Source organism: Vreelandella mediterranea, assembly GCF_970647075.1.
Genome location: NZ_OZ310198.1, coordinates 912,552 through 935,317 on the forward strand (window position 1 = coordinate 912,552; position 22,766 = coordinate 935,317).

The 22,766-nt window shown below is 60.1% G+C and carries 25 protein-coding genes and 1 pseudogene; 15 read left to right on the forward strand and 11 right to left on the reverse strand.

What is annotated here, in order from left to right; translation table 11 throughout:
• Window positions 1-6: 6 nt before the first annotated feature.
• From ACWFVE_RS04270 to ACWFVE_RS04280, 3 genes are all read right to left on the reverse strand, one after another.
• Entirely contained in the window at window positions 7-261 is a 255-nt protein-coding gene (locus ACWFVE_RS04270) for a Txe/YoeB family addiction module toxin (RefSeq protein ID WP_447528053.1), read from the reverse strand.
• Window positions 258-509: a type II toxin-antitoxin system Phd/YefM family antitoxin gene (locus ACWFVE_RS04275; protein ID WP_311958415.1), complete on the reverse strand. Its 252-nt coding sequence runs from the start codon at window positions 507-509 to the stop codon at window positions 258-260. Before ACWFVE_RS04275 ends, ACWFVE_RS04270 begins: the two co-directional genes overlap by 4 nt.
• Before the next feature lie 157 nt (window positions 510-666).
• Window positions 667-2,190 (reverse strand): Na+/H+ antiporter NhaC family protein, encoded by a 1,524-nt coding sequence (locus tag ACWFVE_RS04280; RefSeq protein WP_447528054.1) that lies wholly within the window; start codon window positions 2,188-2,190, stop codon window positions 667-669.
• A 204-nt stretch (window positions 2,191-2,394) separates the two neighbouring features.
• Between ACWFVE_RS04280 and ACWFVE_RS04285 the strand changes: the two genes are divergently transcribed.
• Entirely contained in the window at window positions 2,395-2,979 is a 585-nt protein-coding gene (locus ACWFVE_RS04285; protein ID WP_447528055.1) for a GNAT family N-acetyltransferase, read from the forward strand.
• 409 nt (window positions 2,980-3,388) lie between these two features.
• Complete coding sequence (locus tag ACWFVE_RS04290; protein ID WP_447528056.1) at window positions 3,389-3,904, forward strand: GNAT family N-acetyltransferase; 516 nt, start codon at window positions 3,389-3,391, stop codon at window positions 3,902-3,904.
• Between the two features lie 273 nt (window positions 3,905-4,177).
• Here the strand turns inward: ACWFVE_RS04290 and ACWFVE_RS04295 are convergent, their stop codons facing one another.
• Window positions 4,178-4,666: a TspO/MBR family protein gene (locus ACWFVE_RS04295; RefSeq protein WP_447528057.1), complete on the reverse strand. Its 489-nt coding sequence runs from the start codon at window positions 4,664-4,666 to the stop codon at window positions 4,178-4,180.
• A 96-nt stretch (window positions 4,667-4,762) separates the two neighbouring features.
• Between ACWFVE_RS04295 and ACWFVE_RS04300 the strand changes: the two genes are divergently transcribed.
• The 3 genes from ACWFVE_RS04300 (at window position 4,763) to ACWFVE_RS04310 (ending at window position 7,020) form a co-directional block, all read left to right on the forward strand.
• Window positions 4,763-5,299, forward strand: a complete 537-nt coding sequence (locus ACWFVE_RS04300; protein WP_447528058.1) for a GrpB family protein — start codon at window positions 4,763-4,765, stop codon at window positions 5,297-5,299.
• A 176-nt stretch (window positions 5,300-5,475) separates the two neighbouring features.
• Window positions 5,476-6,498 carry an alpha/beta fold hydrolase gene (locus ACWFVE_RS04305; protein ID WP_447528059.1) on the forward strand — a complete coding sequence of 341 codons (1,023 nt, stop codon included), beginning with the start codon at window positions 5,476-5,478 and terminating at the stop codon, window positions 6,496-6,498.
• Window positions 6,499-6,573: 75 nt separating this feature from the next.
• On the forward strand, window positions 6,574-7,020 hold the full coding sequence (locus ACWFVE_RS04310) for a GNAT family N-acetyltransferase (RefSeq protein ID WP_447528060.1): 447 nt from the start codon (window positions 6,574-6,576) through the stop codon (window positions 7,018-7,020).
• Between the two features lie 119 nt (window positions 7,021-7,139).
• Here ACWFVE_RS04310 and phoA read toward each other — a convergent pair whose 3' ends face one another.
• On the reverse strand, window positions 7,140-8,591 hold the full coding sequence (phoA, locus tag ACWFVE_RS04315) for an alkaline phosphatase (protein WP_447528061.1): 1,452 nt from the start codon (window positions 8,589-8,591) through the stop codon (window positions 7,140-7,142).
• 535 nt (window positions 8,592-9,126) lie between these two features.
• Here phoA and ACWFVE_RS04320 point away from each other — a divergent pair.
• From ACWFVE_RS04320 to ACWFVE_RS04340, 5 genes are all read left to right on the forward strand, one after another.
• Entirely contained in the window at window positions 9,127-9,780 is a 654-nt protein-coding gene (locus tag ACWFVE_RS04320; protein ID WP_447528062.1) for a DUF2268 domain-containing putative Zn-dependent protease, read from the forward strand.
• 245 nt (window positions 9,781-10,025) lie between these two features.
• Window positions 10,026-10,619: a hypothetical protein gene (locus ACWFVE_RS04325; protein WP_447528063.1), complete on the forward strand. Its 594-nt coding sequence runs from the start codon at window positions 10,026-10,028 to the stop codon at window positions 10,617-10,619.
• A gap of 49 nt (window positions 10,620-10,668) precedes the next feature.
• On the forward strand, window positions 10,669-10,791 hold the full coding sequence (locus ACWFVE_RS04330) for a hypothetical protein (RefSeq protein WP_447528064.1): 123 nt from the start codon (window positions 10,669-10,671) through the stop codon (window positions 10,789-10,791).
• A gap of 27 nt (window positions 10,792-10,818) precedes the next feature.
• The gene (locus ACWFVE_RS04335) at window positions 10,819-11,253 is read left to right on the forward strand and encodes an acetyltransferase (RefSeq protein WP_447528065.1); all 435 of its coding nucleotides are present in this window, start codon (window positions 10,819-10,821) and stop codon (window positions 11,251-11,253) included.
• Between the two features lie 50 nt (window positions 11,254-11,303).
• A complete protein-coding gene (locus tag ACWFVE_RS04340) occupies window positions 11,304-11,714 on the forward strand; it encodes a DUF6559 family protein (protein ID WP_447528066.1) in 411 nt (136 codons plus the stop codon).
• Between the two features lie 164 nt (window positions 11,715-11,878).
• Here ACWFVE_RS04340 and modC read toward each other — a convergent pair whose 3' ends face one another.
• From modC to ACWFVE_RS04360, 4 genes are all read right to left on the reverse strand, one after another.
• Complete coding sequence (modC, locus tag ACWFVE_RS04345; RefSeq protein WP_447528067.1) at window positions 11,879-12,991, reverse strand: molybdenum ABC transporter ATP-binding protein; 1,113 nt, start codon at window positions 12,989-12,991, stop codon at window positions 11,879-11,881.
• On the reverse strand, window positions 12,984-13,682 hold the full coding sequence (modB, locus tag ACWFVE_RS04350) for a molybdate ABC transporter permease subunit (protein WP_447528068.1): 699 nt from the start codon (window positions 13,680-13,682) through the stop codon (window positions 12,984-12,986). Before modB ends, modC begins: the two co-directional genes overlap by 8 nt.
• Window positions 13,679-14,470 carry a molybdate ABC transporter substrate-binding protein gene (modA, locus tag ACWFVE_RS04355; protein WP_447528069.1) on the reverse strand — a complete coding sequence of 264 codons (792 nt, stop codon included), beginning with the start codon at window positions 14,468-14,470 and terminating at the stop codon, window positions 13,679-13,681. The genes modB and modA overlap by 4 nt, the downstream gene beginning before the upstream one ends.
• 73 nt (window positions 14,471-14,543) lie before the next feature.
• Window positions 14,544-15,269: a CDP-alcohol phosphatidyltransferase family protein gene (locus ACWFVE_RS04360; RefSeq protein WP_447528070.1), complete on the reverse strand. Its 726-nt coding sequence runs from the start codon at window positions 15,267-15,269 to the stop codon at window positions 14,544-14,546.
• A 305-nt stretch (window positions 15,270-15,574) separates the two neighbouring features.
• Between ACWFVE_RS04360 and ACWFVE_RS04365 the strand changes: the two genes are divergently transcribed.
• From ACWFVE_RS04365 to ACWFVE_RS04380, 4 genes and pseudogenes are all read left to right on the forward strand, one after another.
• Complete coding sequence (locus tag ACWFVE_RS04365; protein WP_447528071.1) at window positions 15,575-16,555, forward strand: zinc-dependent alcohol dehydrogenase; 981 nt, start codon at window positions 15,575-15,577, stop codon at window positions 16,553-16,555.
• 59 nt (window positions 16,556-16,614) lie between these two features.
• Window positions 16,615-17,013 carry a 6-pyruvoyl trahydropterin synthase family protein gene (locus ACWFVE_RS04370; RefSeq protein ID WP_447528072.1) on the forward strand — a complete coding sequence of 133 codons (399 nt, stop codon included), beginning with the start codon at window positions 16,615-16,617 and terminating at the stop codon, window positions 17,011-17,013.
• The gene (locus tag ACWFVE_RS04375; protein ID WP_447528073.1) at window positions 17,010-18,935 is read left to right on the forward strand and encodes a glycosyltransferase; all 1,926 of its coding nucleotides are present in this window, start codon (window positions 17,010-17,012) and stop codon (window positions 18,933-18,935) included. The genes ACWFVE_RS04370 and ACWFVE_RS04375 overlap by 4 nt, the downstream gene beginning before the upstream one ends.
• 3 nt (window positions 18,936-18,938) lie before the next feature.
• Window positions 18,939-19,805: pseudogene (locus ACWFVE_RS04380) on the forward strand (lysylphosphatidylglycerol synthase transmembrane domain-containing protein); the annotation flags it as partial.
• 69 nt (window positions 19,806-19,874) lie between these two features.
• Here the strand turns inward: ACWFVE_RS04380 and ACWFVE_RS04385 are convergent.
• Window positions 19,875-20,729: a RibD family protein gene (locus ACWFVE_RS04385; protein WP_447530499.1), complete on the reverse strand. Its 855-nt coding sequence runs from the start codon at window positions 20,727-20,729 to the stop codon at window positions 19,875-19,877.
• Window positions 20,730-20,826: 97 nt separating this feature from the next.
• On the opposite strand from ACWFVE_RS04385, the gene ribA reads away from it, so the two are divergent.
• The gene (gene ribA, locus ACWFVE_RS04390; protein WP_447528074.1) at window positions 20,827-21,930 is read left to right on the forward strand and encodes a GTP cyclohydrolase II RibA; all 1,104 of its coding nucleotides are present in this window, start codon (window positions 20,827-20,829) and stop codon (window positions 21,928-21,930) included.
• Window positions 21,931-21,979: 49 nt separating this feature from the next.
• On the opposite strand, the gene ACWFVE_RS04395 is transcribed toward ribA, so the two are convergent.
• A complete protein-coding gene (locus ACWFVE_RS04395; RefSeq protein WP_447528075.1) occupies window positions 21,980-22,762 on the reverse strand; it encodes a creatininase family protein in 783 nt (260 codons plus the stop codon).
• Window positions 22,763-22,766 lie beyond the last annotated feature (4 nt).

Here is a 22,766-nt window from a genome sequence, read left to right on the forward strand (position 1 = left end):
CATGAATCAGTAGTGATACCGAAGCTGCGCAATCAGTAATCCCTCACCCACCACCTTGTAAACGATCCGATGCTCGTCGTTGATTCGCCGGGACCAGTAGCCCGTAAAGCTATGCTTGAGCGGTTCGGGTTTTCCAACGCCCTCAAACGGCTGCCGCTGAATCTCCTTGATCAGCTTGTTGATGCGGCCAAGGATTTTCTTGTCGGTTTTTTGCCAGTACAGGTAGTCTTCCCAGGCATTCTCGGCAAAAACGAGCTTCACTCAAGTAGCTCCTTTTCCTGGCCGCCGCCTTTTTCCAATTCGTCCATTGCGTCCATCAAGCGTCGCGCATTATTAGGTGAACGTAGTAGATAAGCGGTTTCCTGTAGCGCTTCGAAATCTTCCAGCGACAGCATGACCACTGAAGGCGCTTTACTGCGTGTGATTATGACAGGCGAATGGTCTTCGCAGACCTGTTCCATGGTCTTGGCCAAGTGGCTTCGGGCGGCGGTATAGCTAATAGCATCCATAGTGATGTTCCTGTACGTAATATTGTACTGTACGGATTATTGTACGTTTCTGAGCGACAGGCAATGACTTTTCACTCACAAAACTGTTCAATGCCAGCCAGATGTTTTGCTCCAAGCGCTTGAGCAACAAACGCCCAGAGCAGTTTTACCCACCGTGCTAACGCTTCTCTAACCGCCCCAGCGCCATCAGCACACCAAACTGCACCACCAGCCCCGCCACCAACAGCACCCAAACCGATTCCACCACCATCGAGGCCACATAAAGCAGCCCGCTGATGCTGGCAGGTACGAGCGCGTAGGGAATTTGCGTGCGCACGTGGGCGATATGATCCGAGCCCGCGAAGATCGAGGCCATTACCGTGGTGTCGGAAATGGGCGAGCAATGGTCGCCGAAGATCGAGCCGGAGAAGATCGCGCCGATGGCCATGCTGACCAGCGCCATGTCACCGCCGGAAAGCTCGAACGCCAGGGGCACGGCAATCGGCGTGAGAATCGCCATCGCACCCCAGGAGCTGCCGGTGGCGAACGAGATCACCATGGCGATCAGAAAGATCAGCAGCGGCAGCAGCGCGGGAGAGAGCCAGTCGCGAGTGGCATCGATCACGTGCTCGCCGGTGCCCAGCGCCCCGGTCACGGTGCCGATGCTCCAGGCCAGTACCATGATCACCAGGGCCGGCAGCATGGTACGAAACCCGGCCAGCAGCGTCTCTTCGCAATCTTTCAACGTCTGGCGCTGAAGAAGCGCCATGACCATGCCGGTGCACACCATGGCGAACGCCGCCCAGGAGAGCGCCACGCTCACGTCGGTCTCCTCCAGCGCGTCCATGATCGTCGCCCCCTCGGCGCCGCCGCCGGTGTACCAGAGCCCCCAGCAAGCCACACTAATCAACACCACCAGCGGCAACAGAAAGTGCCAGAGCCGCCCGCGGCCTTCGGGTACTTCGCCCAGGTCCGCATCCACGTTGGAAAGCGGCGTATCGCCGGGGGCGACCAGGTCACCGGTTTCCTCGGCGCGGCGTTGGGCTTTCGCCATGGGGCCGAAATCCCCGGCCAGTAGAATCATCGGAACAGAGGCTAAGCAAAGTAGGGCGTAGAAATTCCAAGGTATCGACTGCAGAAAGAGCCGGTAAGGCTCCGCCGAGGCGAGGCTCAGGCCCACTAATGCACCGGCGATCAAAGAGACCTGATAGCCGATCCAGTCCGACACCGGCCCAATGGTGGCCATGGGTGCAGAAGTCGCGTCCATCACCCAGGCAAGCTTCTCGCGGGACTGGCGCTGGCGGGCGGTCAAATCTCGAGTGGCGTTACCTACGATAACCGAGTTCACGTAGTCGTTGAAAAATATCACCACGCCCAGCGCCCAGGTGAGCAGCAGGGAGGCACGGCCGGAGTGAATGCGCTTGGCAAGCGCCCGGGCCAATGCCTGGGAGCCGCCAGTGCGGTGCATGAAGGCCGCCCCGGCACCCAGCAGGGCGACCAGCACCAAAAAGCGGGCGTTCCATTCGTCGGTCATCACCTCGGCGAACCAGTCGAAGGTCTGGCCCACGGCGGCGATGGGGTTGCCCGCCACCAGCCAGCCGCCCAGCCAGATACTGACGAACAGCGAAACGTTCACCCGGCGGGTGGCGAGCGCCAAGGCCACGGCGGCGATGGGCGGGAGTAATGAGATTAGGGCGTCCATGCGATAGCGTCCTGTCGTTGTACTTCTTTTTATTGTTAGCACGCAAAGCATGATGTTTGCAAAGCTGAAGGTGGCCGCACAAAAGCGGGGGATCTCTATCGCTGTTTTAATGGTTGAGTGTCGAGTGCAGTTTGATCGGTATGCCAGAAGCTTTGCTTCGCGCCGGTTTTGCCTCCAGTGTTAACATGCTTAATAGAAATAAGCATGGCGGAAAAAATAGTGCAACCTGGGCCGATCATGACGAGGATAATTGCTTCAGAAAAGCTGATATTGCGACACTTTGGTCCCGAAGATATCGCTTCGATTTTCGCAAGCTATACGGGTGATCTCGGATCAGCAAAATATCTTGCGAGGCTCCCCCATGCTAGTCTCGAGCAAACCGAACAAATGCTGCAGCGGCTTTCAACCCCAGAGAGCCTGACGTTAACAGGTAAATGTATTTGGGTGATCGAGGCGGTCGAAGAAGAAAAGCCGATAGGATTGTTAACGGCCATACAGCGTGATGAGAGCATGGAACTTCACTTCGGTATCGGCGCCCCGTTTAGAAGCCGAGGGTATGCAACAGAGACGCTGTCACTCGCAGCTCGCTACTTTCTCATGACCGGGCAGGCAAAAAGCATTACTTCTTTTACGGACGTGGAAAACGCTGCTGCACAACGCGCTTTGGTCAAAGCCGGTTTCGTGTTTACTGAAAGCGACGAGAGCGTTTACAAGGCGCCGCAGTTGGCTGGGGAATACAGAGATGTTTACCGTTACCGATTCATGATTGGACAGAGACAAGAAAGCTAACGTGTGCGCCCAGTGGCGGTTGTCGGCTTCAGCGACAATCTCGATGAGGTGCCGCGCCACGCTCCCTGCATCTCACCATGGCTTGACCCAGGCTGTTGAAGCGTCCACCGAGGAATTCAGGCAAGCCACCGCCGGTCCAAGCACTCTTGAGTGGCGTTGCGCCTGAAACACGAGATTCTCGGCAGTACTTGAAATAAAAATCACCTGGCACGGGAGCACAGAATAGGCTGCCAATGTTTTCTTTGCGCGCTGATGAACTCCTGGGGTAGGTTTATTTTAGGTGGCTTTATAGCCTCGATGGTAAAGCGTGTACGTTCATTAGGGTGTGTGTCCATAATCATCAGCCTGGCTTTCGTTATACGTCGCTCAGTATAGAAATGCGCTTGTGTAGTATGGTTTTGGAGGGAGTGTGGAAGTACAAGCAGAAATACTCAAGCTATCGGACGCCCATGAGTTGCTGGAATTCGAGCTGGAGAACAGAGCTTGGTTTGAGCAGTTCATCGCACCCCGAGAAAATGAGTTCTATTCATTATCGGGTGTGCAGTCTCAAATAAAAGAGTTTTTGATCAAGTATCAGAGTGACACCATGGTTCCCATGTTGCTCAAAACACCCGACGGTCGAATATGTGGCCGCGTGAATCTGCGTATTGACGATGATGAACCCGAAACAGGGTTTATTGGGTATAGGGTAGGAAAAGCGTTTACTCGTCGGGGTGTGGCGACCCAGGCTATCAAAATAATGCAGCAGTACGTCTCCTCGAATAAGGCTATAACGTCATTAAAAGCAATCGTTTTAATGGTCAACCCAGGTTCGGCGAAAGCGCTCGAAAATAATTCATTTCGCTCTGTTTTATATCTTGATAATTATACTGTTCTCAATGGCAAAAAGGAGGATGCGCGAGAGTACCGCTGGGAAAGTGAATGAAAAGGAATATCGTTTTTAATTTTGTATTCGTTTAAAAATACCCACTATTATACCGGAGTTTGCAGGCGGTGAGCCATAACGATGGTTTACCAAGTGGCGATATTGTTGGAACGCAGTAGAGAAGGTAGAGCCTGGGCTACGAAATATGTGCCCCGCATGCTGAACGGCCTGATACAGGCGAATAACGCATACGGGAATGCATTGACGTATCAAAACACCGCCGCATTAAAGAATCACTACCGCTGAAGTGAGCGGCCCAGCCCCCGCCGACGATTATCCCAAAATCTGCGGATTCAACTGCCAGGTACTCCAGGTCAAGGCGCAGGCGAGCCCCACCCAAGCCAGATAAGGCACCAGCAACACCCCGGCCAGTGGCTGAAGGCGCCAGAACATCACCAGCGTGATCAAAATCAGTACCCACAGCGCCACGACGCCAATAAACGCGATCATGCCCAACTGCCACACGAAGTAGAGCCAGGTCCAAAGGGCGTTGAGCGCCAGTTGTACCAGGAACATCGTTAGGGCCGGGCGGTGGCGGGGTTCGCGCCAGGCAAGCCATGCGGCGATGCCCATCAGGCCGTAAAGCGTCGTCCACATCGGCCCGAATAGCCAGGCCGGCGGCGCCCAGGCGGGTTGTTGGAGCGACTCGTAGAAGTCGGCCGCATTGATAGAAGCCACGGCGGCGATGCCAGCGGCGAGGTAGGCCAGTAGCAACCAGCCGATGAAGCCCTTGATCTGTTGGCTGCGGGAAAGTGCGCGCATGTGAGCTCCTGCCAAGTGTCGCGAAAATTGCCTCAATGGTAATGTAGAGTGAAAGGTTCGGCCATCGCTGTCGATGCCGCGTCAGGAGGTACCCGTTTGGACGACGCAGAATCACTGAACCGCGCGATTCACGAGCCCATTACGCTCTGCGCCTATAAAGCGAGCTGGCCTTCGATGTTCGAAGAAGAGCGAAGCCGCCTCTTTCGCGTGTTCCCTGATGATTTTCTGGCGATCGAGCACATTGGCAGTACTGCGGTGCCCGGTCTTTCGGCCAAGCCGGTTATCGATATTCTGGCGGGTGTCGATTCGATGGCCTGCGCGGATATTCTGATGGAACCGCTATGCCATGCAGGGTACGCAACTTCGATGGCGTACAACGCGTCCTTGTCTGACCGTCGCTGGCTTATGCGGTATAAGCAGGGACATCGCACTCACCATTTGCACCTGATGATCCACGAAGGCGGCGCATGGCATCAGCGGCTGGCTTTTCGAGACCGACTGCGTAGCAGTGCCGAATTAACGAGACGCTACGAACGTAAAAAGTTTGAGTGGGCGAAGGTATTCGGCGCGGATAGAGACGCCTATACGGCAGCGAAGAGTGATTTTATAAAGCAAGCGCTGGGTGGTGTCTGATAGGCATTCAACATGGCATGGCGGTGTTAGCAGGGCTGAACGTGCTTACTTATTCCGTATCGCTGACACTTCGAATATGCATGAGCGCGGCGAGATCGCCGTGTTTTGATATGTAACGCACAAATGCTGCCATACTCACCGTGGTGACTAAATTCATGGACGAGAGGAAGGACACGATGGTAACCCGCACATTATTGGCAAGCGCTATTGGCGCCGCGCTGGCCATTGGCACGATAGGCAGCGCCGCCGCCGAGGACGCACCGATATTCGACGGCGAGCTCTCCGGTTTCGAATACGCCTACCCGGTCGAGCGGTTCGAGTTCGAATCCCAGGGCCAGGCGTTGCAAATGGCCTACCTCGATGTGCAGCCTGAAGAGGGTACCGCCAACGGTCGCACCATGGTGCTGATGCACGGCAAGAACTTCTGCGCGGGTACTTGGGAGGCCACCATCGAAGCGCTGGTGGACGAAGGGTATCGGGTCATCGCCCCGGACCAGGTCGGCTTTTGCAAATCGACCAAGCCCGAACACTACCAGTTCAGCTTTCATCAGCTAGCGGCCAATACCCATGCACTGCTTGAAGAGCTGGGCGTAGATAAAGCCACCGCCATGGGGCACTCCATGGGCGGCATGCTGGCGACGCGCTTCGCGCTGATGTATCCGGATCAAACCGAGCAGCTGGTGCTGGTCAACCCGATTGGTCTGGAAGACTGGAAAGCCCTCGGCGTGCCGTATCAAAGCATCGATGACGGGTATGAAAGCGAGCTCGAAACCACTGCGAAGGGTATTCGCGACTACCAGCAAAGCACCTACTACGTGGATACCTGGGAGCCCGAGTACGACCGCTGGGTCGAGATGCTGGCAGGCATGTATGAAGGCGAAGACGGCGAGTTGGTCGCCTGGAACCAGGCACTGACGTCGGACATGGTTTTCACCCAGCCGGTCGTGCACGAATTTGGCGAACTCGAGGTGCCCACGCTGCTGTTGATCGGCGAGCAGGACAACACCGCTATCGGAAAAGGCCGCGCTACTGAAGAAGTTCAGGAAACACTGGGCCACTACGACGTACTGGGCGAGCAGGCGCGCGATGCGATCCCGCAGGCAACCCTGGTCGAATTCCCCGAGCTTGGCCACTCCCCCCAGATTCAGGCCCCCGAGCGTTTTCATGAAGCGTTGCTCGAAGGGCTGAATCAGCCGTAACCGTTAGCGCCAGTGCTGACATGCGCTGGCGCCTCAAGTCCCTGTAAAGCTTTATCCCATCGAGGAGCTTGAACCATGACGATTCAGTGTCGGCCTGCCAGCTCAAGTGACATCCCCGCAGTACGTTTACTGTTGTCGCAACTGGGCTACTCCTTCGATGAGTCGGCCCTGGTGCCCATGATCGCCGAGATACGCAGTCGGGAGGGTGAAGTGTTTGTCGCAGTAGCGCACGGCACGGTCGTCGGCTGTATCAATGTCATCGTGGATGTGCGGCTGGCGGAGGGGAAATGCGGCGAGGTGGCGAGTTTGGTGGTATCGGCTGATCATCGCGGGCAGGGAGTTGGCCACCAACTGTTAGCGCATGCTCAGGAGTGGCTGAGTGAGCGGGTCAACACAATGCGCATTCGCGCCAATGTCACTCGACACGAAGCCCACGGCTTCTATCTTTCGGCAGGCTTCACCGTGGCCAAGGAGCAGAAGGTCTTTACAAAAGCGCTCGGCTGCCAGGATAAAGAGGGCTAGCGGCGCCTACTGGTGGGCCATTGCCTGTCGAGGCGGCTTGGATACCGTTAACGAAGGCATGGAAAACGAACATCCCCCAACACGGCGCTAAAGCCGTGTTGGGGGGTGGCTATATGCGATTATTCGACCTCGTCTTCAGCCTCGAGCTTCATGGCATTACGCAGCGTGAAGAACAGATCGGTCTGATCCGTTAGCCCGGTCACGTTGGCAGCTTGCGGGCCGTAGGCAGCAATACGCAGCTGCGCGCCGGTATGACCCTGTGAGTCGGTTTCGGAGTTGCCGTAGCTGACGGCCATTACCGCGTCATCCGCGGTCATCATCGCTTGGGTGAGGCCGGGGGCTTCGGCGTCCGGGTAGACGATCTGGCTGGAGTGGGCGTGGTCGGCGGTGACCACGACCAGCGTGTTGCCGTCATCGCGGGCAAAGGCCAGCGCTTGTTGCACGGCTTCGTCGAGATCCACGGTTTCACCGATCTGGCCGCAAGGGTTGGCCGCATGCGCCTCTTTGTCGATCGACGCGCCTTCCACCTGCAGGAAAAAGCCTTCGTCGTTCTCCTTGAGCAGGTCAATGGCCGTGGCGGTCATGTTCGCAAGTGTCGGGATCGTATCGTTGCGCTCCGGGTTGACCTCGCAGGTCACCGCCGGATTGTCGAGGTTGCCGTGGTAGCTCGCTTGAGGGCCATTCCAGCGCACCGGCATATTGCCCGGGGCAAACAGGCCCAGCAGCGGCTGATCCTGATTGGCGGCGCTGACGGCGGAAAGCTCTTCCATGTTACTGACCATTTGGTAGCCGCGGGCCTGGGCCTGCTCGCGCAGGGTTTGTCCTTCCCACTCGCCGGCGCCGGCCACTTCGTCGAAGGTTTCGGCGCCGCCGCCCAGGGTTACGTCCGGGCGGGTGTCGAGTAGCTGCTCGGTGATCGACCCCGCGCCGCCATTTTCCAGGGCGTTATCGGGGCACTCTTCCAGTGTACGGACCGGGCCATAGCATTTGCGCGCGCTCACATGGGCGAAGAGCACCGCCGGTGTGGCATCCTGTATTTCGGCGCTCGAGACATCGCCGGTGGCCTTGCCCGCACGCTTGGCAAGTTCCAGCAGTGTGGTCTGCGGGTTGCCGTCGATATCGACACTGATCGCGCCGTTATAGGTTTTGGTGCCGGTCGCCCAGGCGCTGCCGGAGGCCGCCGAGTCGGTTACGTAGTCCGGCTTGCCGGTGTCTCTATCCAGCGCGTAGTGGGTGTACTGGCCGGTGAAGGGCAGGGCGTCGATGCCCTCGAAAAAGCCGCCGGCGCCGAGCGCGTAGTTACGCGCGACGGTGATTTCGGAATCGCCCATGCCGTCGCCAATCAGCAGAATGACATTCTTGGCCGTACCGCCAGCAATCGCGTCGCGCAGCTCGTCGGTGATATCGCCGCTTAGGCGGCGAGCGCCGCCGTGCTGGTTCAGCTCGCCCTGCGCCTGGCGCTGCATCAGCGCGGAAGCCTCCGCGGGTGAATCCGACGCCTGGGCGAAACCCGCGTTGGAAAGGAGAAGCGTGGCACTGGCGACAGCAAGGCGTAAAGGAGTCGGTAACATGGCAAGGGTCTCTATATGTAAGGGTTTTATGATATAAGGTTCAATAAGAGTGCCCCGCCAATGTGACGATTGAATGACGAGCGAGTTTGGGTTGTGCTGGTGGTAGCCATAGAAGGGCAGGGAGAAAAAGCGAACGCATAGAAGGCGGGTTATCTTTAGATAGCCCCACTGGCTTGGGCCTTAGAAATCGAGGCGCTGGGCACTGTTCAAACCGACCTGTTAAAAGGCCGCGTCGCCGTGGTCAACGGTGCAACGTCCAATGGGGGTATCGGCGCTGCATTCGCCTTCTATTTGGCTGAATTAGGTGCCAACGTATAGGCGCTGGGGCTGGAGACCGACAAGCTCGAAATACCCGCTGCGCTTGATGTTTCCGCCTTTGAAATGGAGGTTACCAACGCGTTACCCGAAGAAGCGCAGAAATCGACGAAAGCACGTACGCCGATGCATCGCTTTGGTGAGCCCGAAGAGATTGCGCAAGTGGTAGCCTTAGGGCTTTTTATATTCCAGATACGCTTGGTTCACTATGGGCCGTCTCATGATCACACCGCTTTATCTCGATACCCGTGACGGCCGCCACTTTGATGAAGCGGCGCGGGATGCGATCGAACAAACCTGCGTTGGCGTGGAGCGGCAGGTGCGTGAGCACTTACCCATGCTGCCCGATGACATGGAGCTTACCTGCCAAACCGGCAAGATGGTGATTCCCGAAACCGGTGAGATGGGGCTGGCGGTCTCCGCCACCCGCGTAGGCTGGACGGTGGATGCTTCGCAAGGGCAAAGCGTTGCCAATATCGCCCGCGAGCAGCTTCGTTATACGCTGTTTCATGAACTTCACCACCTAGCGCGGGGTTGGGTGATCTATCGCGATGCGTCGCGCACGACCTTTATGGAAGGCGTGGTCAGCGAAGGATTGGCCACGGTGTTCGAGCGTGATGTAGGTGGGCGGCCAACGCCCTGGGGTGATTACCCGGATAACGTCGAAGCGTGGGTCGAGGAACTGCTGGCACTGCCCGTGACCGCGCCCTATTTTCAGTGGATGGTTCAACATGATGACGGCCGTCGCTGGATCGGCTATCGCGCGGGCACCTGGATTGCCGAACGCGCCATTCGCGCCAGCGGTAGATCCGCGGCGTCACTGGTAAATGTACCCACCAATGAGATTTTAGCGATGGCCGACGTCGGGCGGTAATCCCCACCCCCATTTTTAGCAGAACTCAAAAGTAGGCCTCAGGCGGCCATGGCCAATTTCTGTCGAGAGGTAACCCCTCCAGACCCCTATTCGTTCGCTCATTACTGGAGTGCCGAGCCGGCGTGTAGCGTATTCCTGGACAGTATCCTCTTGATCTGGATATTTATTTATAGGGGTTCTGGTTTTTAAGGTGCTTGATCGTTAAGGTTTAATTCGACTGCCCAAATGATTACCAGGAGAGATCGATGTATCGGTTACTGATCGTGCTATGTATTTTTTTAGCGGGTTGCACCACAAAGCTATGGGAAGAAAAGCCCGAGAGGCTCGTCAGTATTAATGGCTTTTACGTGAACACAGAAACAAACGATTTAGTCGTCACGACGCGTCGAGAAGCCTATTTATTCCGCGGTCAGCAACAACTTGGTCAAGCGCTGATACTCAGCCGAGAGGTGGAATTCCAGCCCGAGTTCAAACATTTCTCGCTCTCCAGTTCGAATGTGGTGACCGGCGTTATAACGCTTAAACTACGTGAAGAGACTCCCTCTGCTGAACTTACCAATCGATTAGCTGCGCTTGGCTTTACACAAAACACCACCACTGACCGCTACCAATTGATACGCGAGGTGAGAGGCGAGCGATATACCATCGAAGGTGATCTACCGCTTCAAAAGCTCGAAAACGAGTATCAAGTGCTTATGAGCATGCCCAGGGGGCCTCTTGATACCGCAGGCCGGGTTATTGCAACACCTGTGACCGTTACATTCGATGCGGCTACGGCAGCGGTTTTCGTGCCTCTTTACGCTCTCTTAATGTTAAGTCAGGGCATATTCGGTCCATAAACGCGTCAGCATTCAAAAAAGGGGCGGCAAGCCCTTCTGGCACTGGGTCGTGTTCAAGCGTGAAGAGGGTCAAGCCGTGGTGCTGGATTCCGCCAGCTACCTGCCCGCCAATGTACGCACCGACTTCGAGGCCATGCACCCGGCATGGTTTATCGAGGTAACGCCGCCGTAAACACTACGCCGTTAATCGAGAAAAACGATGAAGATAGAAAAAGCCGATAAAACCCACTACTCGGCGCTGATCGCCGTGTGGGAAGCCTCCGTGCGCGCCACCCACGATTTTCTCGCCGAAGACGATCTGTTGATGCTCAAGCCGCTCATTTTCGAGCAGTTTTTCGATGCGGTAACGCTGCGAATGACCCGTGCGCGCGGCGGCGAGATCCTGGGATTCAGCGGCGTAAGCGATGGCAAGCTCGAAATGCTGTTCATTGCCCCCAAAGCGCGGGGCCAGGGCATCGGCAAAGCGCTGGTCGAGCACGCCGTTCAAGAGCAGGGCGTCGACAAGGTCGATGTAAACGAGCAGAACGTGCAGGCGCTGGGGTTTTATCAGCGGCTGGGCTTTAAGGTAGTGGGGCGCTCACCGGTGGATGGGCTGGGCAAACCTTACCCGCTACTACACATGGTGCTTGGCTAGTGGGCGGTGGGGCATCCTGTCTTCGAGCGTTATCTTAAGAGAGCTTGATTATGCGATTTTTCGAGAGGATCAGAAAAAAGAGGGCCATTGAATCCTATATTCAGCGGTTACCGACGACTCTGGCCAATGATTATGGGCGTCAGCCGTACTATACCCATCTCCAGGTACAGCGCAGTATCGAGCGGTCAGGGCTTAATAATCATTACCAGCAGTATGCCATGGCGATGTATACCCGCGAGCCAGAGTTTATGGCTTTTCGAGACCACGACCGGGGGGACGCAAGTTACGAAACCCTGCGGGCGGAGGTAGGGAACGATTACTTATCCGGTAGCACGGATTTCAACTGCTCGAGCATTATTGCTGCCAGCGCAAGCTTTAGCGGTGGCGCGATGGGCGACGTCGGTTCATTCGGCAGTGGCGACGGAGGAGGCGGTGGTGCGGACGGCGGCAGCGGCAATTAAGCCTGGCGCAAGCCGCCAGTCCAACGCTCGGCGGGCTTAATCAGCGCTGGGTCCATCGTGTCGGGTTTATCGACAAAGGGATGGACGGGGTAATGGAATTGGGAAGCGCAGCCCGGCCAGTGGGCCAGTGCGTTCTAATGTGCTCCTCACGGCAGCAACTGGGCTTAGCGCTGGAGCGCATTGAAGGAGACGCTACGAATGAGTGCCGTCACCGCCATGCCTTTTTCTAACTCGAGCGCCTCGAAGGCGTGACGTGTAAGCCGGGCGCGCAGGCCAAAGCGGCCAACGCGCAAGAGAAGCTCGACCGAGTGGGGCGTCTCGGGTAGCGTCGCGGTGTCCTCGATGATGGCTGGCAGCTGGTTGCGAAAGCTGGTGTCGGCCGGCGGCGTCAGGGCCAGGGCGATGTCGCGGGCGGGAATGCGCACGCGCACGCGGCTACCCACCGGGGCGGCGTCGCCGGGCAGCATCAAGCGGTGCTGTTCGTCCAGCGCCAGGCAGGTCAAACCGTAAGCATGATCGACGGATTCGACGCTACCTTCCAGCAGCGAGGCCGCATCGAAGCCGCCGAGTAGCGAGGTCAAATCGAAGCGCTGCAGCAGCGTGTCCAGCGTGTCGCTTGCCACCACGCGCCCGGCGTTCATGACCACCAAGTGGTCGGCAATGGCGGCGATCTCATCGGCGTCGTGGCTCACGTACACCACCGGAATGTCGACCTGGCGGGTGAGCCTGGCGATATAGCGCAGAAGCTCGTCCTTGCGCGCGCCGTCGAGCCCGGTCAGCGGCTCGTCCATCAATAGAAGCTGCGGCTCGCTCAGAAGCGCCCGGCCGATGGCAACCCGGCGCGCCTCGCCGCCGGAAAGCGTGCCGGGCATGCGCTCCAACAGCGCCTTGATGCCCAGAAGCTCGACGACTTCATCGAAGCGCTCCGGCGCCGGGCGGGGCACGGCGTAGGTGAGGTTGCCGCGCACCCGGTAGTGGGGGAAAAGCCGCGCTTCCTGAAACACCACGCCGATACGCCGGCGGTGGGCGGGAACGAATAGGCGCCGGTGGGTATCCAGCAGGGTTTGCTCACCGAGGGCGATCGTGCCCGAGCGCGGGCGCTCGAGACCGGCAATCAGGCGAAGCAGGCTGGTCTTGCCGCTGCCGGAGGGGCCGAAAAGGCCGCTGACCCCGCGCGCCGGTAGATCAAGCGACGCGTCGAGTTCGAACGTGCCCAGGGTTTGTTGGGCGCTAAGCGTCAGGCGCTTACTGGGTGGGGAAGACATCGAATCAGCCATCGCGTTCCTGCAGGCGTTGCCGGGTGCGCCGGGCCAGCCACTCCGAGGCGATTAGCGACGCCAGCGCGATCACGATGGCGATCACGCAAAGGCGCGCGGCGGCGTCCTCCCGGCCGGGGGATTGAATGAGTGTGTAGAGCGCCAGCGGCAGTGTGCGGGTCTCGCCGGGGATGTTGGAGGCGAAGGTGATGGTCGCGCCAAACTCGGAAAGCGCCCGAGCGAAGGCCAGCACCGTGCCGGTCAAGAGCCCGGGCACGGCCAGCGGCAGGGTGATCGTCGTGAACACGCGAAAGCGGCTCGCGCCGAGGGTGCTAGCGGCGGCCTCGAGCTTGGGATCGACGGCCTCTAATGACAGGCGCAGCGCGCGCACTAATAACGGAAACGCCATGACACCGCTGGCTACCGCCGCGCCTTGCCAGGTAAACGGCAGCGATACGCCCAAAACCCGATAGAGCCACGCCCCTATGACGCCCTGGCGGCCGAGGGCGACCAACAGCAAATAACCTACTACCACCGGCGGCAACACCAGCGGCAGGTGAATCAGCCCATCCACCACGGCCTTGCCGCGAAACTCGAAACGCGCCAGCCACCAGGCCACCGCAATGCCCGGCGGCAGAATCCAGGCCACCGCGGCCAGGCCGATCAAAAGGCTTAGCCGTAGGGCGTCCCACTCCGCCGGGGAGAGCGTCATGGCGTCTCGATGTCCGTATCGAAGCCGTAGTCGGCGAAGATCGCCAGTGCCGCGTCGCTTGAAAGCCACTCTCTTAAAATCGTTGCCGCGTCATTTTGTTCGGCGTCGATCATGGCGATGGGGTAGGTAATCGGCTCGTGGCTTTCGAGGGGGAAAAGCCCTAATACGCTGACGCGCTCGCTTGCGAAGGCGTCGGTCTGATACACCACGCCGGCGGGCGTCTCCCCGCGCTCGACGAGCGCGAGAGCGGCCCGAACATCGTTGCCGCGGGCAAGCCTTGTCTCGAGCATTTCCCATTCCCCCAGCGCTTCGAGCGCCTGTTTTGTATAAATGCCAGCCGGCACGTGGTCGGGGTCGCCGACCGACAGGCGGTCATCATCGCCCAGTAGGTCCGCGATCGGGGTGCCCTCGCCGGGGGTGAATCCTGCGTCCACCGTATCGCGTGCGCTGACCAGGGCCAGACGGTTTTGAAGTAGATCGCTTCGCGCCTGCACGTTAACGCCTTGCGCTTGGAGCCAGTCCATCCACTCCACGTTGGCAGAGACGAACACCTGCGCCGGGCTGCCGCTGGCGATTTGGCGCGCCAGGGTCGAGGACGAGGCGTACACCGGCGTTACGTCGATGTCGTGATCGGTTTCGAAAACGCCGATGGCCTCGTTCATGGCGTCGGTCAGTGACGCGGCGGCGGCGATTTGCACGGTGGGCGTTGCAAGGGCCGAACCTGGCAGCAGGAGTATGCAGGCGGCGCCCAGAAGAAAGCGGTCGAGAGAGCGCAAGATCATGATCATTGTGTCGCCGGTCTGTTTGAAAAGAGATCGCAGTGTAGCAGCCGCGCTGCGTAACTCGGGCTTGCAAGTGCCTTTAACGGCCGCGCTTTCGATAAAGCCACACCACGTCGAACCCGAACGAGTAGGCGGAGGCGATCAACGCGCTGAGCGCCAGAAGGCTCGCCGTCACGTGGGCGGTGAGCGGCGTAAGCGCGAGCAACAGCGCCAGAACCTGCCAAACGCACACGACTTTACGTCGAAAGCTCGCAAAAAGCGGCACCTTGAGCCAGTCAAACCGCCAGCCTGCCAGCACGAATAGATAGCGCATACCGCCAATGAGCAGTACCCAAGCGCCGAGGGATTCGAGCTGCAAAAGGCCGATGCACAGCAGCAGAATCATAAGCGCATCGAGCTCCATGTCAAAGCGGGCGCCAAAGTGCGAGTGGCTGTCGGTTTTGCGGGCCACGAACCCATCGACACCGTCGAGCATCAACGAGGCCACGGCCACCGCAAGCCACAGCCAGATAGCCTCGATGAAGGCGTCACCCGCCAGCGCGCCGGCAATGATCGCCACTAAAACACCCCGCACCAGCGTGACCCGATTGGCCCAGCCAAGCGGCCCGCAGCGCCAGAAATACAGGGTCAAAACGGTGATCACGCTGTATATCGCCGCGGTCAGCCCCCAGGTCGCTAGCGACGGCAACAAAAGGGGGAAGCACGTACCGATCACGACGAGAAGTAATGCCCCCAGGGCCAGTTCGAACGCGCTGTAAAGGCGTTTGAATAGCCCTGCTGCGAGGGTATCGGTCAAAAGTGGCATGGCAACTCACAAAGCGGGCAAGGCCGCATCTATGTTCTATGTTCTATGTTCTATGTTCTATGTTGTGTTCTATGTTGTATGTGTATATTTTTAAAATATGATCTTTGTATAAGTTTTTGGCTTTGTCTATACCTGTATAAAGGGTATGTTGATGAAAGACCGGCTGGGTTTGTCCGGCTTATCGTCATCTAAACTAAGCCAGGCTAAGGTTAATGAAAAGAACTCATGACGTTGAAAAGTGATGAAAACCTGGCAATGCTTAAGCGTTGGACGATAAAACGCATTATTCACAGGGAATCGAATCTATGGCGCTGATGGAAACGGCGGATGCCTTTTGGATCAAGCGCCCCGGCGTGGGCGAAATTCAGTCTGAACACCTCGCCCCCTTGAGCGAAGACCAGGTTCAGGTGCGCACGCTTTATAGCGGCGTAAGCCGGGGGACGGAGTCGTTGGTCTTCAACGCGCGGGTGCCCGAGAGCGAATACGCCCGGATGCGCGCGCCCTTCCAGTCCGGGGATTTTCCAACGCCGGTCAAGTATGGCTATTGCAACATCGGCGTGGTCGAAAAGGGCCCCGAGTCGTTGCTGGATCAAACCGTCTTTTGCCTTTACCCGCACCAAACCCGTTTTGTCGTGCCTTCAAAGGCGGTCCTGCCCCTGCCCGACGCCATCCCGCCCTCGCGCGCGGTCCTCACCTCGAACATGGAAACCGCCATCAACGGGGTGTGGGATGCCAATCCCCGGCTGGGCGAGAAGCTTTGCGTCGTGGGCGCAGGGGTAGTGGGGGCGTTGGTGGCTTATCTGTGCGCGCAGATCCCGGGTGTGACGGTGCACCTTATCGACATCAACCCGGAGCGCCGCGTACTTGCAAAGGCGCTGGGTGTCGATTTTTGCACCCCGGAAGACGCGCCGGCCGACCAGGACTGCGTGATTCATGCCAGTGGGCACGGCGAAGGATTGCGCCTGGGGCTGGGCCTTTTGGGTAGCGAAGGGCGCTTGATCGAAATGAGTTGGTTTGGCGAAGGCGAGACATCGCTTGCCCTCGGCGGCGCCTTCCACTCCCAGCGGCTTTCCATCAAGGCAAGCCAGGTAGGGCAGCTACCCGCTGCGCTCAAACCGCGCTGGGATTATCGCCGGCGGCTAACGCTTGCGCTTTCCCTGCTTGCGGACGCCCGGCTTGATCACCTGATCAGCGGTGAATGCTCGTTCGAAGCGTTTCCCGCATTGGCGCCCACACTTTTCGGGCCCGAAAGTCGGGCGCTTTGCCACCGTATTAACTATACCTAATCGATTGATCGCTTGATGCGTTCAATCCTTGGCCCGCTAATTTTAGAAAAGGAACTTCCATGTACCGTTTATGCGTTCGCGACCATTTCATGATTGCCCATAGCTTCAAGGGTGAGGTTTTCGGCCCGGCCCAGCGCACCCACGGGGCTACCTACGTGGTCGATGTCGCCTTCAAGCGCCCGGAGCTTGATAGCGACGGGCTGGTGATCGATATCGGCCTGGCAAGCGACACCGTGAAAGAGGTGCTGGCCACTTACAACATGCAAAACCTCGATGAAGTCCCCGAGTTCAGGGGTAAAAACACCACCACCGAATTCATGGCCGGGGTGATTTTCAATGCGCTGGCCAAGAGCATCAAAGAGGGCAAGATGGGCACTACCGCCCAAGGCATTACCCATATGGAAGTGACGCTTCACGAATCCCACGTGGCCTGGGCAAGCTACGAAGGCGCCTTATGAGAGAGCGCTTTACCCTGGTCGTAGCGGGCTCGCTCGATCAGCGTACCGGGGGCTATATGTACGACGCCCGCATGGTGGTCGCGCTTCGCGAGCAAGGCTTCGAGGTAAACGTGGCCGAGCTTGCCGGGCGCTTCCCGGACGCCTGCGACGAGGCCTCGGGCGAACTCGCCAAAGCGCTGGGTGCACTGGGCGATGGCGAGCGGGTGATTATCGACGGCCTGGCGATGGGTAGCCTTCCGGATATCGTGGCAAGCCACGGTGCACGGCTGGATATCACCGCTCTTTTGCACCACCCGCTGGGCGATGAGCAGGGGCTGGACGACGCGGCGCAAAGGCGGCTACACACGAGCGAGCTTCAGGGCCTGCAAAGCGTGGCCCGTATTATCGTCACCAGCCGCTTTACAAAGCGCCGTCTCGAAACGCTGGCGGATGAATACGATGTGCCCTTGCGCGCCCCCGTTACCGCCGTCGAGCCCGGGGTCGAGCCCGCTCCCGCTAGCCCGGCACCTGCAAGCGGTGAGCCGCTACGCCTTTTGTGCGTGGCCACTCTCACCCCACGCAAAGGCCAGGACGTACTGGTCAAGGCGCTGGCCGGCGTCAGCGCTACCCAGTGGCAGTGCGATCTTTATGGCGGCAAGCGCGACTCGGCTTTCACCGCCGAGGTCGAGGCGCTGATCGAGCGTCACGGATTGAACCAGATCACCCTGCACGGCGAGTGCGACGCCACCACCCTCGAGACCGCCTACCAGCACGCCCACGCCCTGGTGCTGCCCTCCTGGTACGAAGGCTACGGCATGGTGGTCACCGAGGCCCTGGCCCACGGCCTGCCCGTGATCACTACTACCGGCGGGGCGCTGGCCGACACCTTGCCCGCCAATGCGGGTATGAGCGTAGAACCTGGCAATGTCGCAGCGCTTAATGAGGCGCTCGAGGGCTTTTTAAGCGATGAGGACCTGCGCGCGCGCCTGCGCCAAGGGGCGCTCGCCGCGCGGGATGCGCTTGGCGACTGGCAGGCGGCGGGGCAGGCCTTTGCAAACGCGCTTGGCAGCCCGGCTGCGCTTTCGGCAGGCAGCGAATTTGGTGCCGATTGGCTCACGCTTCGGGAAAGCGCGGATTTTAAGGCACGTAGCGTCGAGCTTGCCAACAAGGCGGGGCAGTGGCTCGAAGAGCAGCCTGGTGAGCCGGTGATTGCCGATTTGGGGTGTGGGCGCGGCAGCAGCATGCAGTTTCTTGCGCCACGGCTTGCCGGGGCGCAAAGCTGGCAATTACTGGATCACGACGAGCGCCTGTTAAGAGAGGCCCAGCGTCGGGCCGAGGCGCTAACGAGCGCTAGCGGCGAAGCCGTCAAAGCGCGTATTCACTGTGCCTCGCTCAGTGACCTGGACCACGAAGCGCTAGCGGCGGCAAAACTCGTCACCGCCTCGGCGCTTTTGGATTTGGTCTCCAAAGAGTGGATCGAAGCGCTGGCCAAACGGTGCGCGGCGCAAAAGCAAGCGCTTTTAGTAGCGCTTAGCGTCACCGGTCAGTGGTGTTTCGTCGACCCGGCCGGGGAGATGCTCGAAAACGATGAAGATCGCTGGGCACTGGCGCTGTTCAACGCCCACCAGCTTCGCGACAAGGGGCTTGGCAGCGCACTGGGCGGCGCGGCCCAGGCCGAACTTGTCGAGGCCTTGAACGCCCACGGCTTCCACGTAGAGCAGGCCGCTACCCCTTGGCAGCTTAGGGCCGGGGACCCTGAATTTGCTCCTATGATGTGTTCGCTGCTCGAGGGCTGGGCCGAGGCGATGACCGAGCAAGCCCCCGTAGAGGCAAGCCGCATCGCTCAGTGGCGCGACGCGCGCCTGGCCATGGTCAGAGCCGGTGAGCTGGGCATCTGGGTCGGGCACCAGGATGTGCTCGCCTTACCCCCCGTAAAGGCGTAACGCATGGGCGTAGTGGCGTGGCTTAAAACCCCTTGGGTGCAGCGCGGGCTCATCAGCGCGGCACTGTTGGGCGCGGTGGCGCTTTGGGTAAACCCGGGCGAGGTGGCCCGGGAGGTCCAGCGGTTATCACCGATGTGGATGGCGCTGGCGCTGGCGATTAGCGTTTTGCAGGTCATGCTAAGCGCTTGGCGCTGGAAGTTCACCGCGGATTTGGTGGGGGTACCGCTGCGCTATGGTTACGCGCTGCGTGAGTACTACCTGGCGCTTTTGGTCAATCAGCTGCTGCCGGGCGGCGTGTTGGGCGACGCCGGGCGTGCCCACCGCCACGCGACCCAGTCTGCCTCCAGAGGCGGCGCCTGGCGCGCGGTGCTCCTCGAGCGCGCCTCGGGCCAGGGCGCTGTGGCGCTTTTGGTCATACTGGCGCTGTGCGCTTCGCCGCTTTGGCATCGGGCGCTGGGCGCCACCGGGTTTTTGCTGTTGGCGGGGGGCGTGATCACGATAGCGCTTGGTGGAGGGGCGTTCGCATTTTGGCTGAGCCAAACCCGCACCTTCGAGCTGCCCGCCTGGTGCGCTACCTTCGGGCGCGATATGCGCCGCAGCTTGCTCAAACGAGACGTTTGGTACTGGCAGCTGGCGTCATCCCTTGCCATTGTTATCAGCTACGGGTTGGTCATGGTGTGCGCTGCACGCGCGATCGGTATCGAGCAGAGCATTTGGAGCATTTTGGCCCTGACGCCGCCGCTGCTGCTTGCCATGCTGGTGCCGCTCTCCATCGCCGGCTGGGGGCTTCGCGAGGGAACGGCGGCGGCGGTCTGGCTGTGGGTCGGGCTGCCTTCGGCCCAGGGCGTGGCCATTTCGCTGGCCTATGGGGTGCTGGTCATGCTTTCGAGCCTGCCAGGCATTTGGGTTGCCCTTGGCCAGCGTGGCCAGGCGACGCCGTCAGGTAGTGCCGGTGGCCAGGCAAATGTCAAAGAGCGTGTCGTCCCCGCAGGGGAAGGTGCGCATACGCGGGCGCAGCGCGCTCTCCAGCGTGTCGATCGGCGTCATTTGAAGACCCGGCCGGCCCGAGCCAATCAGCAGGGGAGCCACCAAAAGATGCAAATAGTCGATTGTGCCGGCTTCGATGAACTTGGAAATCGTGATGCCACCGCCTTCAACCAGAATGCGTTGGTAGCCCCTCGCCCGCAGAAGCGCCACGACATCCGTGGGATCGAACTGGCCGTTCTCGTTCAAGGGCAGCTCGCACTGCGTGGCACGGGTTGGGCGCCGCTCGCCCCCGGCGCCGATGATGTGCAGCGTGGTGGGCGTTTCGCTTTGCAGAAGACCGAGCTCGGCGGGCACGCGGCCGCGCGGGTCGATGATCACGCGGACAGGGTGCGCGCCGCTCACGTGGCGCACGGTGAGCTGGGGGTTATCGGCGGTGGCGGTGCCCGCGCCCACGACCACGGCGTCCGCCAGCGCCCGAAGCCGGTGCAGGTGAACCAGGCTCTCGAAGCCATTGATATAGTGCGAATGACCGCTTTCGGTGGCGATGCGCCCATCCAGGCTTTGTCCCAGCTGGGCCAGCGTCCATGTCTTTTGCCCGGCCAGCGGCGTCAGGCAGGCCAGAAGCGTCTCGGCCTCGGGAGTGACGCTAACGCCGTCCGGGCAGTGCCACGCGCCTTTGCCGGAAAGCATGATGGGGATGTCACTAGTAGCGTCGTTACGTGTGGCGAGCAGCCACTGCCAGGCGGTATCGACGTCGATAACGGGGCCAGTCGGCGCAAGACCTATCAAACCATCGGAGTCGGGCATGACGCCTCCCAGGGAAAATCAACGTTGAATCATGCCGGGGCCACGCGCCCAACGCAAGCGTACCTTGCTCGCATTACCAGGCAATCAGGAGGCCTACATGTATCACATTGAACGCGCTATTTTCGACATTCGCCGCGGCTTACCCGTGGTGTTGAAGACCGGTGGTCAACGCTTGCTGGTGCAGGCACTGGAGGGCAGCGTTTCAGTCGATACGTTATCCACGCTTTCCGGTTCACGCCCGGCCATGATATTGACGCGCCACCGCCTCGAAGCCATGGGTATGTCGCTCAAGGCCGAGGCGGCGTGCCTGCCGCTTGCCGAGCAAGTGAGCGAAAGGGATCTTCACCGTCTTGCGGTGGCCAGGGGCGAGGAGAGCGCTTCAAGCCTGTTGACCGGATTAAAGCCGGCCGGGGTGGGCGAGCGGGCCGCGGTCAACCTGATGCGCCGGGCGCTGCTCATCCCCGCTGCGCTCTGCGCCGAGGTGAGCGACGCTCAGGCCAGCGCCATCGACGAGCAGCTCGCCCAAGGCAAGCTTTTGGAGGTCGACGCCGAGGAAGCCGAACAGTGCCTGGCCGGCGCCCCGGGCATGCTCAAGCGGATCAGTGAAGCGCGCATCCCTCTGGAGGACGCGGTGGAGAGCCGTTTCGTGCTGTTTCGCGAGCCGGACGGTCTGCGCGAGCACGTGGCCGTCGTGATTGGTGATCTCGAAAAAATCGAAGGCGCGGTGCCACTTCGCTTGCACTCGGCCTGCCTGACCGGCGACCTGTTCGGCAGCCTGCGCTGCGATTGCGGCGAGCAGCTCAGAAATGCCGTGGCGGGTATCGAGGCCATGGGCGGCGGAGTGCTCTTGTATCTGGCGCAAGAAGGGCGTGGCATTGGCCTTGCCAACAAGCTGCGCGCCTACACCCTGCAGGATGGCGGGCTCGACACCGTCGATGCAGACCAGGTGCTCGGCTTTGGCGATGACGAGCGCCAATACGCCGTGGCGGTGGATATGCTCCGCGCGCTCTCGATCGACAAGGTACAGCTTCTGACCAACAACCCGCTTAAAATCCAGGCGTTGACGGACGGCGGGGTCGAAGTCGTCTCGCGCCAGGCCCTTTACGGTAGCGTGACGGATCAAAACCACCGCTACCTGAGCGCCAAGGCCAACCGGGCGGGCCATTTGCTCGACGACGTGCTGGAAGGCCGCGGCCGCTAACGAAAGTAAGCGCTTGCACCGGCCGCCAGTAAGTACCGCTGGCGGCTTCTTAAGGCGCCTTTTGAAAAGCGGGAAGCGTGGCGGTTTCCGCGACTACCTGGGCGAGTTTGGCCGCGTAGTGCTCCACCAGGCGCCTACCAAGAGCCGCCTCGGCGCCGGTAGCATCGCCGGCTACGCCGTGCTCGCTCAAATCCTCCCCCAGCCAGGCAAACGCTGCGGCCCCCTCGGGGCCAACCAAATGCTCGGGCTCTTTAGGTCGCGCTGGCGGGGCGGGCGCGTAGTCGTTTAGATGTACAAGCGACGGCGCCAGGTAAAGCATCATGGCCGTCTCCAGCAGGCCGCCGTGCAAGCCGTAACGCAGCTCGTCAGGGTCGAGGGCGGCCTCGAGCGGGGGAAGGCGCGTATAGGTGGCTTTCACCACGCGCATTGCAAAGCGCTTGCGCAGCGTCAGCGCGGCCAGGTCCATGACCGCCTTGTTACCGCCGTGGCTATTGATCCAGACCATTTTCTTGATCCCCGCGCGTGCGACGCTTTCCCCGTAGGCTTCCAGGGTGGCGATTGCCGTCGTGTGGGGCAGGCTCAGCGTGCCGGCAAAGTCGCTATGCTCGTCGCTGGCGCCCACGGTGATCGGCGGCAGGCAAATGACGTCTACTGCCGAATCCAGCACGTCCAGCATGGCGCTTTGAAGTCCCTCGCCAATGATCAGGTCGGTGGCCAGCGGCAGGTGCGTGCCGTGCTGCTCGATAGCGCCCAGGGTCAAAACTGCCACCGGATCGCGGGTGGCGATCTCTTTGAGCTTTGGCGCGGTGAGCGCCTGCCAATGAACAATCATGCCG